Origin of the sequence: Pseudomonas sp. RGB, assembly GCF_007713445.1 — a bacterium.
GTDB lineage: Bacteria > Pseudomonadota > Gammaproteobacteria > Pseudomonadales > Pseudomonadaceae > Aquipseudomonas.
In genome coordinates this window covers 516219-532238 of sequence record NZ_VMSH01000002.1, presented here as the reverse complement: position 1 = coordinate 532238, position 16020 = coordinate 516219, and the positions used below count along the sequence as shown (strand labels likewise).

13 protein-coding genes are annotated in these 16020 nt (G+C 61.7%); 10 read left to right on the top strand and 3 right to left on the bottom strand.

All coding sequences use genetic code 11. The features are described from left to right. Positions 1-85: 85 nt before the first annotated feature. Both FPT15_RS06160 and FPT15_RS06155 read left to right on the top strand, forming a co-directional pair. Positions 86-811, top strand: coding sequence for a response regulator (locus FPT15_RS06160; RefSeq protein ID WP_145159317.1), 726 nt, complete (start codon positions 86-88; stop codon positions 809-811). After that, on the top strand, positions 808-2418 hold the full coding sequence (locus FPT15_RS06155) for an ATP-binding protein (RefSeq protein ID WP_145159315.1): 1611 nt from the start codon (positions 808-810) through the stop codon (positions 2416-2418). Before FPT15_RS06160 ends, FPT15_RS06155 begins: the two co-directional genes overlap by 4 nt. An 81-nt stretch (positions 2419-2499) precedes the next feature. Here the strand turns inward: FPT15_RS06155 and FPT15_RS06150 are convergent, their stop codons facing one another. Beyond that, positions 2500-3216: a 4'-phosphopantetheinyl transferase gene (locus FPT15_RS06150; RefSeq protein WP_145159313.1), complete on the bottom strand. Its 717-nt coding sequence runs from the start codon at positions 3214-3216 to the stop codon at positions 2500-2502. 138 nt (positions 3217-3354) lie between these two features. Between FPT15_RS06150 and FPT15_RS06145 the strand changes: the two genes are divergently transcribed. The 3 genes from FPT15_RS06145 to FPT15_RS06135 are packed head-to-tail and all read left to right on the top strand — an operon-like array spanning position 3355 to position 5702. Further along, positions 3355-3663: a hypothetical protein gene (locus FPT15_RS06145; protein WP_145159311.1), complete on the top strand. Its 309-nt coding sequence runs from the start codon at positions 3355-3357 to the stop codon at positions 3661-3663. A gap of 18 nt (positions 3664-3681) precedes the next feature. Continuing rightward, positions 3682-4359: a response regulator gene (locus tag FPT15_RS06140; protein WP_017138377.1), complete on the top strand. Its 678-nt coding sequence runs from the start codon at positions 3682-3684 to the stop codon at positions 4357-4359. Beyond that, on the top strand, positions 4356-5702 hold the full coding sequence (locus FPT15_RS06135; RefSeq protein WP_145159309.1) for an ATP-binding protein: 1347 nt from the start codon (positions 4356-4358) through the stop codon (positions 5700-5702). The genes FPT15_RS06140 and FPT15_RS06135 overlap by 4 nt, the downstream gene beginning before the upstream one ends. 120 nt (positions 5703-5822) lie before the next feature. On the opposite strand, the gene FPT15_RS06130 is transcribed toward FPT15_RS06135, so the two are convergent. Continuing rightward, positions 5823-6821 carry an AraC family transcriptional regulator gene (locus FPT15_RS06130; protein WP_145159307.1) on the bottom strand — a complete coding sequence of 333 codons (999 nt, stop codon included), beginning with the start codon at positions 6819-6821 and terminating at the stop codon, positions 5823-5825. Positions 6822-7161: 340 nt separating this feature from the next. Between FPT15_RS06130 and FPT15_RS06125 the strand changes: the two genes are divergently transcribed. From FPT15_RS06125 to FPT15_RS06115, 3 genes are all read left to right on the top strand, one after another. Beyond that, a complete protein-coding gene (locus tag FPT15_RS06125; RefSeq protein WP_145159305.1) occupies positions 7162-8493 on the top strand; it encodes a dicarboxylate/amino acid:cation symporter in 1332 nt (443 codons plus the stop codon). Positions 8494-8751: 258 nt separating this feature from the next. After that, a complete protein-coding gene (locus FPT15_RS06120; protein ID WP_145159303.1) occupies positions 8752-9738 on the top strand; it encodes an XdhC family protein in 987 nt (328 codons plus the stop codon). Continuing rightward, a complete protein-coding gene (locus tag FPT15_RS06115; RefSeq protein WP_145159301.1) occupies positions 9735-10325 on the top strand; it encodes an NTP transferase domain-containing protein in 591 nt (196 codons plus the stop codon). Before FPT15_RS06120 ends, FPT15_RS06115 begins: the two co-directional genes overlap by 4 nt. A 114-nt stretch (positions 10326-10439) precedes the next feature. On the opposite strand, the gene rne is transcribed toward FPT15_RS06115, so the two are convergent. Then, the gene (gene rne / locus FPT15_RS06110; protein WP_372241437.1) at positions 10440-13652 is read right to left on the bottom strand and encodes a ribonuclease E; all 3213 of its coding nucleotides are present in this window, start codon (positions 13650-13652) and stop codon (positions 10440-10442) included. 759 nt (positions 13653-14411) lie between these two features. On the opposite strand from rne, the gene rluC reads away from it, so the two are divergent. Further along, positions 14412-15371, top strand: coding sequence for a 23S rRNA pseudouridine(955/2504/2580) synthase RluC (rluC, locus tag FPT15_RS06105; RefSeq protein ID WP_058427510.1), 960 nt, complete (start codon positions 14412-14414; stop codon positions 15369-15371). Next, positions 15358-16020 (top strand): HAD-IA family hydrolase, encoded by a 663-nt coding sequence (locus FPT15_RS06100; RefSeq protein WP_145159297.1) that lies wholly within the window; start codon positions 15358-15360, stop codon positions 16018-16020. The genes rluC and FPT15_RS06100 overlap by 14 nt, the downstream gene beginning before the upstream one ends.

The window sequence follows — 16020 nt, the reverse complement described above, 5'->3', positions numbered from 1 at the left end:
GGGCTGGCGCATGGCTACAATCGGCCTTCAATAGAGGCAGCAGTGTGTGCCCCGTAGATGACAATAATTAGAACCGAGGTAGCGCATGGAGCAAGAAGCCTGGCAGATATTGATCGTCGAGGACGACGAGCGATTGGCCGAGTTGACCCGTGATTATTTGCAGAGCAACGGCCTGCGGGTGGCGGTGGAAAGCGACGGCGCCCTGGCGGCGGCACGCATCATTGCCGAACAGCCCGACCTGGTGATCCTCGACCTGATGCTGCCCGGCGAAGATGGCCTGAGCATCTGCCGCAGTGTGCGCGAGCGCTATGACGGTGTGATCCTGATGCTCACTGCACGCACCGATGACATGGATCAGGTGCAGGGCCTGGACATGGGTGCCGATGATTACGTGTGCAAACCCGTGCGCCCGCGCCTGTTGCTGGCGCGTATCCAGGCCCTGCTGCGGCGCAGTGAGCCGGCCTTGCCGATCGCCGTGGAAAACCAGCGTCGCCTGCAATTTGGCCCCTTGGTGGTGGACAACGCCCTGCGCGAAGCCTGGCTGCACGAAGGCGGCATTGAGTTGACCAGTGCCGAATTCGACCTGCTATGGCTGCTGGTGGCGAATGCCGGGCGCATCCTGTCGCGCGAAGAAATCTTTATCGCCCTGCGCGGCATCGGCTACGACGGCCAGGACCGCTCCATCGATGTTCGCATCTCACGCATTCGCCCCAAAATCGGCGACGACCCGATCCACCCGCGCCTGATCAAGACGATCCGCAGCAAAGGCTACCTGTTCGTCCCCGAAGCTGCTGCCGATATGCCGCTGTGAACTCGATCTTCCTGCGCATCTACGGCGGCATGTGCGCGGCGCTGATCCTGGTCGCGCTGCTGGGCGTACTGGCCTTGCACCTGCTCAATGAAGTGCGCAGCGGTCAATACCGTGAACGCCTGGCCCACGGCACCTTCGCGTTGATGGGCGACAACCTGCAGCCCATGAGCGCCATCGAACGCCAGCGCGCCCTGGCGGTGTGGGAGCGTTTGCTGGGCATTCCCCTGGAGTTGCGCCCGCTGGTCGATGCTCAACTCGACCTGAGCCAACGCAACCGCCTGCAACGCGGTCAGGTGCTGGTCGAGCAGACCGGGCCGCATGCGGCGCGAGTGTTGCGCCTGGTCAGCGAGCAGGAACAACTGGTACTCACCGGCGAAGTGCAACAGATCAGCGAACAACTGGCCCGCGCGACGATTTACCTGCTGGCTGACGAACTGGTGCGCTTTCCGGTCGCCGAGCAGCCGCAAAAACTCGCTGACATAAAAGAAGCCAAGGGCTTTGGTTTTGACATGCACCTGATGACCCTGGACCAGGCTGACATGGACGACGACCAGCGCCGACGGGTCTCGGAAGGCGATACGGTGATGGCCTTGGGCAAGGGCGGCGATTCGATCCGCGTGTTTGCCGGCATGGTCGGGACGCCATGGGTACTGGAAATCGGCCCGCTGTACCAAATGAACCCTTACCCGCCGCAGTGGCTGATCCTGATCGCCTTGATCAGCCTGACCCTGATCGGCTTGATCGTGTATTTATTGGTGCGTCAGCTCGAGCGGCGGCTCAAGGGGCTGGAAGCGGCGGCCACACGCATCGCCAAAGGCAATCTGGAGGTCCGCGTGCCGGCACGCGGCGCCGACTCGGTGGGGCGACTGGCGGCGGCCTTTAATGGCATGGCCGAGCACTTGCAGCAGTTACTGGCGATTCAGCGTGAGCTGGTGCGGGCGGTGTCCCACGAATTGCGCACTCCGGTGGCACGCCTGCGCTTTGGCCTGGAGATGATCGGCGACGCCGCCAGCCCCGAGGCGCGGCGCAAATACATGGACGGCATGGACAGCGACATTCAGGACCTGGATGGCCTGGTTGACGAAATGCTCACCTACGCCCGCCTGGAGCAGGGCGCGCCGGAGCTGAATTTCCAGCGGGTCGACCTCAGCGCGTTGCTCGATCAGGTGATCGGCGAATTGTCGCCACTGCGCCCTCAGGTCAACGTGGCCCGTGGTATTTGCTTGTCGTCGGCGCATTGGGACGACGCCTGGGTCGATGCCGAGCCGCGCTACCTGCACCGCGCTGTGCAAAACCTGGTGAGTAATGCGATGCGCCACGCCCAGGGCCAGGTGTTGATCAGCTACCAGGTCGGGCAGGTGCGTTGCCGCATTGATGTGGAAGATGACGGCCCCGGTGTGCCGGAAAGCGCCTGGGAGCGCATTTTCACGCCGTTTCTGCGCCTGGACGACAGCCGCACCCGCGCCTCCGGCGGGCACGGCCTGGGTTTGTCGATTGTGCGGCGGATCATCTATTGGCACGGCGGGCGGGCGCTGATCAGCAAGAGCAACAACCTGGGTGGGGCGTGTTTCAGCCTGAGTTGGCCCAGGGATCAGGAGAAGGCTTGAGATCGCTATCGCAGGCAAGCCAGCTCCCACAGTTGAAATGCATTCCAATGTGGGAGCTGGCTTGCCTGCGATGGCGTCAGATCAGGCCCTGACGGCCACTAGACTCAACAATTGCTCACCTTCCACCGCAAACTGCCCCTCCAACTCCGTGCCATGGCACCACTCGGCAGACAGGTCGGTCAGCAGCCTTAGTCGCACCTGCCCGGTCTCGGACCACGCCACCACCTCGGCATGTTCGAAGTAAAAGCGCTTCTGCACGATCGGGTAGAGCGCCTTGAACAGGCTTTCCTTGGCCGAAAACGTCAGCGTCACCAACAAGGCGACCTGCTCGCGCGGCACGCTTGCCATGCGCTGCATTTCTTCAGCCGTCAGAATCTCCCCGGCCAGGCGTTCGGCCCGGTCCAGGGCCAGCACATTTTCCAGGTCCATCCCCAGCCCACGCCATTGCGCCTTGTGCCCGACAATCGCCGCCGCATGCCCGGTGCTGTGGGTGATTGAGCCGCTGATGTGTTCAGGCCACACCGGCGCACGGTCTTCGCCGATGGGCGGCACGCAATCAAGGTGATCGAGTTGTTGCAGCGCCGCGCGGGCGCACAGGCGGCCGGCGAGAAACTCCGCTTGGCGCTTGGCCACCGAGCGCTGGATGCTGGCCGGAGGCGGCACCGCGCAGCGCTGGAAATCACCGGCGGCTAATAAGGCTGGATCGAAACGGGTGCTCAGAAACACCGTGCCCGGCAACGGAGCGGGCAGCGGCCAATGGGCATCGAGTGGGGTGCAGCAAGCGGGTAGAGGCGTCATGCGCGGTATTTTGCGTCAGTTGGCGCGCCAGTGGATAGCCCGTCACGGTTCAGGCGCGGTTCAGAGCCCGTTCAGGGGGAGTTCAGGGGCGCCTGCGTAGTCTGGGCTCAACAGCCAAAACGCGTAGAGGTAAGCACCATGACTGCGATCAAAAAGCTGATGTTGGCGTTAACCATGCTCAGTGCCACTGCCGGCGTCCAGGCGTCGGACGGTGCATTTGCGGCCTTTGGTGGCGAGAAAACCAAGAAGTCCAGCAACCTGATCCATCGTGTCAGCTTCGAAGACGCGGGCACCCAGGCCGCGCCGTGGGGCCAGTCCCTGGGCCTGAGCGCCCCGCAACCTGCCTACCGCACCGGTTACGAACACCTGACGGGCCAATACAATGGCATTAAACTGCGCCCGCAAGACTTGCAGGGCCGCTATGATATCCCCCTGTCGGACAGTTGAATTGCCTTGGAGAGCCTTATGAAATTGCTGGTCGTGGAAGATGAGGCGCTGTTGCGTCATCACCTGTTCACCCGCCTGACCGACAGCGGGCACGTGGTCGAGGCCGTGGCCAATGCCGAGGAAGCCCTGTACCAGACCGGGCAATTCAACCATGACCTGGCCATCATCGACCTGGGCCTGCCCGGCATGGGCGGCCTGGACCTGATCCGCCAACTGCGCAGCCAGGCCAAGACCTTCCCGATCCTGATCCTCACCGCCCGCGGCAACTGGCAGGACAAGGTCGAAGGCTTGGCGGCCGGCGCTGACGACTATGTGGTCAAGCCGTTCCAGTTCGAAGAGCTGGAGGCGCGGATGAACGCGTTGCTGCGCCGCTCCAGCGGTTTCACCCAGTCGACCATTGTTGCCGGGCCCTTGCTGCTGGACCTCAATCGCAAGCAAGCGTCCCTGGATGAACAGCCGCTGGCGCTGACCGCCTATGAGTATCGGATTCTCGAATACTTGATGCGCCACCATCAGCAAGTTGTCGCCAAGGACCGCCTGATGGAGCAGCTTTATCCCGATGACGACGAGCGCGATCCGAACGTGATCGAAGTGCTCGTCGGCCGCCTGCGCCGCAAGCTGGAAGGGCCAGCCGGGTTCAAGCCGATCGACACCGTGCGGGGCCTGGGTTACCTGTTTAATGAGCGCTGCCGTTGATACGCTCGTTACGTGTGCGCTTGATGCTGGCGGCCACCACCCTGGCCGTGTTGTTCATGCTGGGCTTATTGCCCGCCATGCAAGGGGCGTTCAGCCTGGCGCTGCAGGATTCCATCGAGCAGCGCCTGGCGTCGGACGTCACCACCCTGATTTCCGCTGCGCGCGTCGAAAACAATCGCCTGCTGATGCCTGCGCAGTTGCCGGACGAGCGTTTCAACCTCACCGATAGCCGTCTGCTTGGCTATATCTACGACCGTGAAGGCCATCTGGTATGGCGCTCACGCGCTACCCAGGAAGAAAACATCAACTACAAGCCGCGCTACGACGGGCGCGGTAATGAGTTCGCGCGCATTCGCGAGGCCAATGGTCAGGAATTTTTCGTGTATGACGTCGAGGTCAAGCTGCTGGGCGGCAAGAGCGCGGCGTTCAGTATCGTGGCCCTGCAGCCAGTGCGCGAATACCAGCTGACCCTTGAAGGCCTGCGGGAAAACCTCTATTTGGGGTTCGGCGCGGCCTTGCTGGTGTTGCTGACGTTGCTGTGGCTGGGCCTGACGTGGGGCCTGCAAGCACTGCGGCGCCTTAGCCAGGAACTTGACCAGATCGAAGGCGGCACCCGCGAAAGCCTTTCCGAAGAGCATCCACGAGAATTGCTGCGTCTGACGGGCTCTCTCAACCGGTTGCTGCACAGCGAGCGTGAACAACGGGCGCGCTACCGCGATTCCCTCGACGACTTGGCCCATAGCCTGAAAACGCCGCTGGCCGTGTTGCAGGGTGTGAGTGAAGACATGGCCCAGCGCCCGGAAGATCGCGGCCAGGCCTGGGTATTGCAGTCGCAGATCGAACGGATGAGCCAGCAGATCGGCTACCAGTTGCAGCGTGCCAGCTTGCGCAAAAGCGGGCTGGTGCGCCACCAGGTGCGCCTTGAGCCGGTATTGCAAAGCCTGTGTGACACGCTGGACAAGGTCTATCGCGATAAACGCGTGACGGTGACCTTTGAGTTGCCGGCCGAATGCGATGTGCCGATCGAGAAGGGCGCGTTGCTCGAAATGCTCGGCAACTTGCTGGAAAACGCCTATCGCCTGTGCCTGAGTGAAGTGCGCATCAGCCTGACAGAAAGCCTCGAAGGCACCGAGCTGTGCATTGAAGATGACGGGCCTGGCGTGCCGCCTGATCAGCGTGCGCGGATTCTGCAAAGGGGCGAGCGGCTGGACCGCCAGCATCCGGGGCAGGGCATTGGTTTGGCGGTGGTCAAGGACATTATTGAAAGCTACAACGCGCGGCTGACCTTGGGCGACTCACCATTGGGCGGCGCGGCGTTCAAGATTCACTTTCCGGCGGTTTGATTTGTATCGCCTGGACCGGCCCCATCGCAGGCAAGCCAGCTCCCACCTTTTGATTATGTGAACCCGATCAAATGTGGGAGCTGGCTTGCCTGCGATGAGGCCAGCACACACAACACCGCGCTAACTCTCCTGCGCCCGATACGCCCCCGGCGTCAAGCCTGTCCACTTCTTGAACGCCCGATGAAACGCCGACGGCTCGGAAAACCCCAGCTGCTCGGCAATCTCCTGCAACGACAAATCCGCTCGTCCCAAGTGATAGATGGCAATGTCCCGTCGCAACTCATCCTTGAGCGCCTGAAAGCTGGTGCCTTCCTCACGTAAATGCCTGCGCAGGGTTTGAGGACTGATGTGCAGGTGCTGCGCGACCGCTTCCAGGTCCGGCCAGGGCGTGCGGTCTCGGCTCAACAGGCGGCGCAGCTGGCTGCTCAGGCTGTCGCCTTCATCCGGCCGCGACAGCAGGTCGGCGGGGGAGCGCTCGAGAAAATGCTTGAGGGTGCGTTCGTCCTGCAGCAGCGGCAAGCTCAGGTAGCGGCTGGGAAACACCAGGCTGCTGTGTGGCGCGCCGAATACCTGAGGGCACGGAAAGAGCAGGTCGTATTCGCCGGCATGGGCCGGCATCGGGTAGCTGAACGTTGCCTGTTGCAGGCGGATACGCTGGCCGATCAACCAACTGCCCAGGCGATGCCAGATCACCAGCAGGCATTCACTGAGGAAGTGATCCGGGTCCCACAGCTGCGAATCGTCCAGGCTCAGCCGGGCCATGTCGCCTTCTCTCGTCAGCTGCCAGCGCGGACCCTGTGGGAATAGGCTATAAAATAATAAGCCGCGTTCCAGAGCCTTCTCCAGGGTGCGGCAGTGAATCAGCGCGTGGCACATCATGGCGAAAGTGCCGCGCTTGCTCGGGCCTTCGGCAAACCCCAGGTATTCGTCGTCCAGCGCCAGCCACAACCTCTGCAACAGCCGGGTAAATTGCTCGGGGGCGATGCGGGCGCGGGGTTCGGTCAACAGCTCGGGTGTGATGCCCACCTGCAGCAGCAGGCCCGAGCAGTCGTAGCCGACCCGGCGCGCACCGCCGAGGGCGGCCCGGGCGTAGTGGCTGGCGATGGTACGTTCACGCATGTGAGGGCCTCGTCCATGGAGTGGCGGATGTTAGCCATCACCGAGAGGGGCAACAAGGCGGATATCCGCCAAATTGTAGGACGAGACCGGGTGGTCTGGCGGAATTCCGCCACATCTCTCAAGGTGTGCAGGGCTGTCGTCTTGCCCCCAGCCCTGATGTCTAAAGGCCTTCAGCATTTTTTAAGCGAAGTGGCACGGCGTTTGCGATACAGAAAACAGCGCAGGCCTGTTTCAGCAGACCTCGCAAACAACAAATCCCTCCAGTGCAGGAGGGTTCGCAATTCAAGTGTCGTGGGCAATGGCGGATATTTGCCACACGGTGCGATTGAGGAACTTTGCAATGACGACTCGTCAGCCACTGTACAAATCCCTGTATTTCCAGGTGATCGTTGCAATCGTTATCGGTATTTTGCTCGGTCACTTCTACCCGCAGACCGGCGTGGCGCTCAAGCCACTGGGTGACGGCTTCATCAAGCTGATCAAAATGGTCATCGCCCCGATCATCTTCTGCACCGTCGTCAGCGGCATCGCTGGTATGCAAAGCATGAAATCGGTGGGCAAAACCGGTGGCTACGCGCTGCTGTACTTCGAAGTTGTTTCCACCATCGCCCTGTTGATCGGCCTGGTCGTGGTTAACGTCGTGCAACCGGGCGCTGGCATGCACATCGACGTGGCTACCCTGGACGCCTCCAAAGTCGCGGCCTACGTGACTGCCGGTGCAGACCAGAGCGTGGTCGGCTTCATCCTTAACGTGATCCCGAACACCATCGTCGGCGCTTTCGCCAACGGCGATATCCTGCAAGTGCTGATGTTCTCGGTGATCTTCGGTTTCGCCCTGCACCGCCTGGGTGCCTACGGCAAGCCGGTGCTGGACTTCATCGATCGCTTCGCGCACGTGATGTTCAACATCATCAACATGATCATGAAGCTCGCGCCACTGGGTGCCCTGGGCGCCATGGCGTTCACCATCGGCGCCTACGGTGTAGGCTCGCTGGTACAGCTGGGTCAGCTGATGATCTGCTTCTACATCACCTGCATCCTGTTCGTGGTCGTGGTGCTGGGCGCCATCTGCCGCGCACACGGTTTCAGCGTGTTGAAGCTGGTTCGCTATATCCGTGAAGAGCTGTTGATCGTACTGGGGACTTCCTCCTCCGAATCGGCACTGCCACGCATGCTGATCAAGATGGAGCGTCTGGGCGCGAAGAAATCCGTAGTAGGCCTGGTGATCCCGACCGGCTACTCCTTCAACCTCGACGGTACCTCGATCTACCTGACCATGGCGGCCGTGTTCATCGCTCAGGCGACCGACACCCACATGGACATCACCCACCAGATCACCTTGCTGCTGGTGCTGCTGCTGTCCTCCAAAGGCGCTGCAGGCGTGACCGGTTCGGGCTTCATCGTGCTGGCGGCCACCCTGTCGGCTGTTGGCCATCTGCCGGTTGCCGGCCTGGCGCTGATCCTGGGTATCGACCGCTTCATGTCCGAAGCCCGCGCACTGACCAACCTGGTCGGTAACGCCGTTGCCACCATCGTTGTGGCCAAGTGGGTCAAGGAACTGGACACCGACAAGCTGCACAGCGAGCTGGCGTCCGGCGGCACTGGCATCTCCGACACCCGTCCGGAAGATGACCTGGGCGTGGCTGAAGGCCCTGCTCCTGCGGTCAAGTAACATGCCGAAGGCGTGAATCGCGCCAGACGCTCTGCAAACGCCCCGACTTGATCGGGGCGTTTGCGTTTCTGCGGGGTCACTTTTCGGTGCTTTTGATTTACAGTCAGTCACCGCTTCATCAAATCGCGATGAGGCTCGTATCTGCCTACGTCCGTTGGCCCTGACCGGACGATGCTGATGAAACTCACGCCGGGGTGTCCGCTCTAAAACCCATTAGCCAGCCGCATGTTTGCGCTGCAATCGCTTGCAGGAGTTTTGATGGACAGTGTGGATCTGAATGTCTTGCGCAGCGTGCTCGATTGGCGCCGCGCGGGGCACCGAGTGGTGCTCTACAGCGTGGTCCAGACCTGGGGCAGTGCACCGCGCCCGCCTGGGGCGATGTTGGCCTTGCGGGGCGACGGTGTCGTGATTGGGTCGGTGTCCGGTGGCTGCATCGAGGATGACTTGATCGCGCGCTTGCAGGACGGTCGCTTGCCGGACGACGGGCCGCCGGTGCAACTGGTGACCTATGGCGTCACCCGGGATGAGGCTGCGCGTTTTGGCTTACCCTGCGGCGGTACATTACGCCTGACCGAAGAGCGCGTGGACAACTGGGCTTGGGTCGCCCAATTGCTGGCGCGGTGTGAGGCGCATGAAATCGTTGCGCGCGAGTTGGACCTGGCCACTGGCGAGGTGAACTTGAGCGGTGCGAGCAAGACCGATGTCGTGACCTTCGATGGTGAACGCCTGCGCGCGATCTATGGCCCCCGCTGGCGTTTGTTGCTGATCGGCGCGGGCCAGTTGTCACGCTACGTGGCCGAGATGGCGCGATTGCTGGATTTCGAAGTGCTGATCTGCGACCCGCGTGAAGAGTTTGTTTATGGCTGGGAAGAGCAGCACGGCCGCTTTGTACCGGGCATGCCGGATGAAGCAGTGCTCAATATCCAGACCGATGAACGCACTGCCATCGTCTGCCTGACCCACGATCCACGCCTGGATGACATGGCGCTGCTGACGGCGCTCAATTCCACGGCGTTCTACATTGGTGCCCTTGGTTCACGGGTCAACAGCCAGAAGCGCCGAGAGAACCTGGCGGCGCTGGGCCTGTCTGCGGAGGCCATTGCCCGCTTGCATGGGCCGATCGGTTTGCACATCGGCAGTCATACACCGTCGGAAATTGCGTTGTCGTTGATGGCCGAAATCGTTGCGATCAAGAACGGCGTGGCACCACTGCAGAAAAAGCCGTTGCCGGTAGCAGCTCAATGACCGTTGCCGCGATTGTGCTGGCGGCAGGGCAGGGCAGTCGTTTTCGGGCTGAGGCGGGGGCTGATAAAGACAAGTTGCTGGCCGATTGCGTAGGCCGGGATGGTGTGACGCGACCGGTGATCGAGCAGGTGCTTGTGAATTTGCCTGAGCGTGTTGTAAAGCGCTGGGTGGTGACTTCGCCGGACCGCCTGGAGGTGATTCGCCTGGCACAGGCTTACGGCTGTGAAGTCCTGTTGCTGCATTCTGCCGGCATGGGCGACAGCCTTGCGGCGGTGGTTGCGGCCAGTGGCGCGGCAGACGGCTGGTTGGTGGTATTGGGCGACATGCCGTTTATTCAATCATCGAGCATTGAACAGGTGCTGGATGCGCTGCAGGAAGAGGGTATCAGCGTGCCGGTGCATGCGGGAACGTGCGGCCATCCTGTGGCGTTTGGTCGTGCCCTCGGGCCAGGCCTGATGGCGTTGACCGGGGATCGTGGCGCCAAGCCTCTGTTCGCTCAGGCGAAGGTAGCGCAGGTTCACGTGAATGATCCGGGTGTGCTTTGGGATGTGGATCTGCCACAGAAGCTAAATTTCAACGCCGACTGAATGTGGGAGCGGGCTTGCTCGCTCCCGTGTTGGAACTGCGCAGGTCTCAAATCAATCGCCCACTAAAAAGCCCCGCCTGATCACTCAGGCGGGGCTTTTTAGTGGCTGATGGAATCAGACGAGAGGTTTAGGCTCGTGTTCTGCTTCCAAAGCCTTTGGGGCGTGCTCAGTAGTAGCCGGGGCTGGCGCCTCGACCACTTCAGCAGCAGCCGGTGCGGCAGCGGCTGCCGCGGCGGCGGCCTCAGCTTCCTTGCGACGGCGACGCACTTCACGTGGGTCGTTCGGCGCGCGGCCATTTTCAGTCAGGGCGCTGGCAGGGGCTGCTTCAACCACCGGGGTGGCGACTTCGGCAACCACTGGTGCTTCAACCACTGGCGCAGGCTCGGCAACCACCACCGGAGCGGCTTCAACCACTTCGGCAACCGGTGCTGGCGCTTCTTCTGCCACAGGGGCAGGGGTCGGCGCTTCAACCGCAGCGGCTGGCTCGGCAGTCCACTGGAAGGCGGTCTGTTCTTCGCGAACTTCACGCACTGCCGGGGCGGCCTCTTCGACAACCGGCGCTTCAACCACGGCTTCAACCACTGGCTGAGGCTCAACCACCGGTGCAGGCTCGACAGCGGTGACTTCCGCTGCCGGTTGGGCTTCGCGAACCGGTGCAACTTCCACTTCCGGCACCACTGGGGCTTCGATCGGGGTGGTTGCTTCGACGACTGGAGCTTCAACTACCGGCGTTTCAACTGCCGGGGCCTCAACCACTGGCGCTTCAACTGCTGGCGTTTCGGCGACTGGCGCTTCTACAGCAGAGGTGTCTTCGACGGCGGCAGTGGCGCGTTCAGCTTGCTCGTGAGCCTGGGCTTCAGCAGGTGCGCTGATCACCGAGGTGGCCACGGCGGCTGTCACAGCCAGGCCGGCAGCCAGTTCGGCGCCAGTCGGTTCGGCGGTAGCGGCTTCTGCGTTTTCGCCAGACTCTTCCGAGCCTTCGATGACATTGCCGTTGGCGTCACGTTGACGCTCGCGACGGTTGCTGCGACGACGCTGGCCACGGGAGCGGCGACGTGGACGATCGCCTTCGGCGTTGTCCTGGCCGTCTTCCTGCAGTTGCTCTTCGCCCGTCAGCACTTCTTCTTCGCTGGCGGCAGCGGCTTGCTCGGCGCGTGGTTGACGCTCTTCACGCGGTGGGCGCGGCTGGCGCTCTTCACGTGGGGCGCGTTCTTCACGCGGCTGGCGAGCCGGGCGTTCTTCGCTGGCCGCTTCGGCAGCCACGGCTGGAGTTGCGTCCAGTGGCTCGCGCAGTTCACGCACACGTTCTTCACGCTCGCCACGTGGCTTGCGGTCTTCACGAGGGGCGCGTGGGGTACGTGGTGCGCGCTCTTCACGCGGTGCACGTTCTTCACGGGCTACGGTCGGGGTTTCTTCGCGGGCTTCGCGAGGTGCACGCTCTTCACGTGGCGCGCGTTCTTCACGCGGTGCACGTTCCTCGCGCGGCTTGCGCTCTTCATCACGGCGACCGTTGCGGTTACGGCTTTGCTGGCGACCGTTGCGACGTTCTTCGTTACGGGCCGGGCGCTCGGTGGCAGGTTTTTCAACCACTACCGGAGCAACAGGCTCTTCCTTGGTGGCGAACAGGCTGACCAGCGACTTCACCAGGCCTTTGAACAGGCTTGGCTCAGGCAGGGCGGCTGGCGCGGCAACCGGGGCGGCTACCTCGGCAGGTACCGGTGCGTTGGCACGCGCCGGCGCGGTCTTCACGGCAGCTTCCTGGCGAACCAGGGTGCGGGTTGCGGCAGCTGGCTGGACTTCTTCCACTTCAGCCGCGGCAGCAGCGATTTCGTAGCTGGACTGGCCGCTGTGCGCTTCCGGGCTGTCATCACGCAAGCGCTGCACTTCGAAGTGCGGCGTTTCGAGGTGATCGTTCGGCAGGATGACGATACGGGCACGGGTGCGCAGTTCGATCTTGGTGATCGAGTTGCGTTTTTCGTTGAGCAGGAAAGCTGCAACCGGGATCGGCACTTGCGCGCGGACTTCGGCGGTGCGGTCTTTCAGGGCTTCTTCTTCGATCAGGCGCAGGATCGCCAGGGACAGCGATTCAACGTCACGGATGATGCCGGTGCCGTTGCAACGCGGGCAGACGATGCCGCTGCTTTCGCCCAGGGATGGACGCAGGCGCTGACGGGACATTTCCAGCAGGCCGAAGCGCGAGATGCGGCCGACCTGTACGCGGGCACGGTCAGCTTCCAGGCATTCGCGGACTTTTTCTTCCACGGCGCGCTGGTTTTTGGCCGGGGTCATGTCGATGAAGTCGATCACGATCAGGCCGCCGATGTCACGCAGGCGCAGCTGGCGAGCGATTTCTTCAGCCGCTTCCAGGTTGGTCTGCAGGGCGGTTTCTTCGATGTCGCTGCCTTTGGTCGCACGCGCCGAGTTGATGTCGATGGACACCAGGGCTTCGGTCGGGTCGATCACAATGGAGCCACCGGAAGGCAGTTCGACGACGCGCTGGAAGGCGGTCTCGATCTGGCTTTCGATCTGGAAACGGTTGAACAGCGGAACGCTGTCTTCGTACAGCTTGATCTTGCTGGCGTACTGCGGCATTACCTGGCGGATGAAGGTCAGGGCTTCGTCCTGGGCTTCAACGCTGTCGATCAGCACTTCGCCGATGTCCTGGCGCAGGTAATCGCGGATGGCGCGGATGATCACGTTGCTTTCCTGGTAAATCAGGAACGGCGCGGAACGGTCCAGGGACGCTTCTTTAATAGCGGTCCACAGTTGCAGCAGGTAGTCGAGGTCCCACTGCATTTCTTCGCTGCTGCGGCCAAGGCCGGCAGTGCGCACGATCAGGCCCATGTCGGCTGGTGCAATCAAGCCGTTCAGCGCTTCACGCAGTTCGTTGCGCTCTTCGCCTTCGATGCGACGGGAAATACCGCCGGCACGCGGGTTGTTCGGCATCAGCACCAGGTAACGGCCGGCCAGGCTGATGAAAGTGGTCAGGGCGGCGCCCTTGTTGCCACGTTCTTCTTTTTCGACCTGAACGATGACTTCCTGGCCTTCGCTCAGGACGTCCTTGATGTTCACGCGGCCTTCTGGGGCTTTCTTGAAGTATTCGCGGGAGATTTCTTTGAGGGGCAGGAAGCCGTGGCGCTCGGAGCCGAAATCGACAAAGGCAGCCTCAAGGCTTGGTTCGATGCGAGTAATACGGCCTTTATAGATGTTGGCCTTCTTTTGCTCGCGTGCACCGGATTCGATGTCCAGGTCGTAGAGGCGTTGGCCATCTACCAGTGCAACACGCAACTCTTCGGGTTGAGTTGCGTTAATCAGCATTCTTTTCATGTTGTACCGTCGGTTTCCGGGCTGCCGGAAACGGCGTTCGGCACACACGACTTCTCACGGTCGGTGTCAGGTGCGTCAAGAGTGGTTGGCCACTCCAGTGTCCAGCAATAACGAGCCAATTGGGCCGGTATCGCGACGGACGCGTCCTGCTTGTTAGCGGTGGTGACAAAGGCACCACTTCAACAAAAGCTAAGGTCAGGAGGAGGAATCAACCGGCGACTGTGGACGAGATGAAGCGTCTAAATATAAGCCTAGTGCTACACGGTCCGACGGTTGTGCATCTCCACCCTACACGTATCCCTGATAATTCGGGTGCTGCCGCGCGCAGAATCCGCAGCGGGTTGGCATTTACCGTGTTCTCCAATGGGGAGTCCACGCTCATGGCTAAACAAGACTAGGTGTGGGCGACTGCGCTCTCACTCAGCTCTTAACAGGCGTTGTTTCCGAAGCTTTCGCCATGGTCTGGCTCAAGACTGACTGCACTTTGTGAACTGGCCGTAAATATCGGCGCAGAACGCGAGTATTCACTCTGCTTTCTGCACTCGCTTCAGGCCTCATGTCACCTGCGCTTGTTACAATCTCGAGCCTTCCAAGGTGGCAAAAGCCCCGTAGGACGGCCTCGCGTCCTGATGAATTGCGATGGTCAGGGCCGGCAGTTTGCCGCAAGTCCTCTGTCCAGGCCGCTTTTGGCGGCGTTCGCGACTATAGCAGCAATGATTAAGTGCTTCAATTCCATAAAAAATTGTTATCATCGCCGCCATGACGACTACCGCCCCCCAGACCCCCAGCGTCCAGCTGCTCGAGGTCTCGCCGGAATATGCCGGCCAACGCATCGACAATTTTCTCCTGGCCAGGCTCAAAGGCGTGCCCAAGACCTTGATTTACCGCATCTTGCGTAAAGGCGAAGTGCGCGTGAACAAAGGCCGCATCAAGCCCGAGTACAAGCTGCAGGCGGGCGATATCGTCCGTGTGCCGCCGGTTCGCGTGCCTGAGCGTGACGAACCCGTGCCGCTGGCCCAAGGCTTGCTGCAGCGCCTTGAGGCTTCAATTGTTTTCGAAGACAGCAAGCTGATCGTGATCAACAAACCGTGCGGCATTGCGGTGCACGGCGGCAGCGGCCTGAATTTCGGCGTGATTGAAGCGTTTCGTCAGTTGCGCCCGGATGCCAAGGAGCTGGAGTTGGTCCACCGCCTGGACCGCGACACCTCCGGTCTACTGATGATCGCCAAAAAGCGCAGCATGTTGCGCCACCTGCACACCGCCCTGCGTGGCGATGGTGTCGACAAGCGCTACATGGCGCTGGTGCGTGGCAACTGGGCCAGCTCGATCAAAAGCGTTCGTGCGCCGCTGCAGAAGAGCAACCTGCGCTCCGGCGAGCGTATGGTCGAAGTGGACGAGGAGGGCAAAGAAGCCCTGACCCTGTTCAAGGTGCTGCGCCGTTTCGGTGACTTCGCCACCATGGTCGAGGCCAAGCCAGTGACCGGGCGTACTCACCAGATTCGCGTGCATACCCTGCACGCAGGCCACTGCATCGCCGGCGACACCAAGTACGGTGACGAGGATTTCTCCAAGGAAATTCGCGACCTGGGCGGCAAGCGCCTGTTCCTTCACGCCTACATGCTGACGGTCCCACTGCCTGATGGCGGTGAGTTGAAGCTGCAGGCGCCGGTCGACGAGATGTGGGCCAAGACCGTGGAGCGTTTGAGTGTCGCACCTTGATTACAAACTGCTGATCTTTGACTGGGACGGCACCCTGTGCGATTCCATCGGGCGGATCGTGGAATCAATGCACGCAGCTTCAACCCGCTCGGGCTTTGCGTTGTGCACCGATCTCGCGGTCAAAGGCATCATCGGCCTGGGCTTGCCTGAAGCCATCCGTACCTTGTACCCGCAGATCAGTGACGCTGAGCTGGTGACCTTTCGCGACCATTACGCCGAACACTACATCGCGCTGGAGGCCACGCCTTCGCCGCTGTTCGACGGTGTGGTTCAATCGCTGGAGGCCTTTCGTGCCCAGGGTTATCACTTGGCAGTCGCCACCGGCAAAGCCCGTCGCGGGTTGGACCGGGTCCTTAAGGCGCACAACTTCGAAGATTATTTCGACATCACCCGGGCGGCGGATGAAACCGCCAGCAAGCCTCATCCTCTGATGCTTGAGCAGATCCTTGCCCATTGTGGTGTGTCGCCGCGCCAGGCGTTGATGGTGGGCGATGCCTCCTTCGACCTGATGATGGCGCGCAATGCTGGCATGGACAGTGTGGCGGTCAGCTACGGCGCTCAGGCTGCCGAGGCCTTGCAGCAGTACGAGCCGAGGCTGACGATTGATCATTTTTCCGAACTGCAGGCCTGGCTCAACCGGGCCCAATAA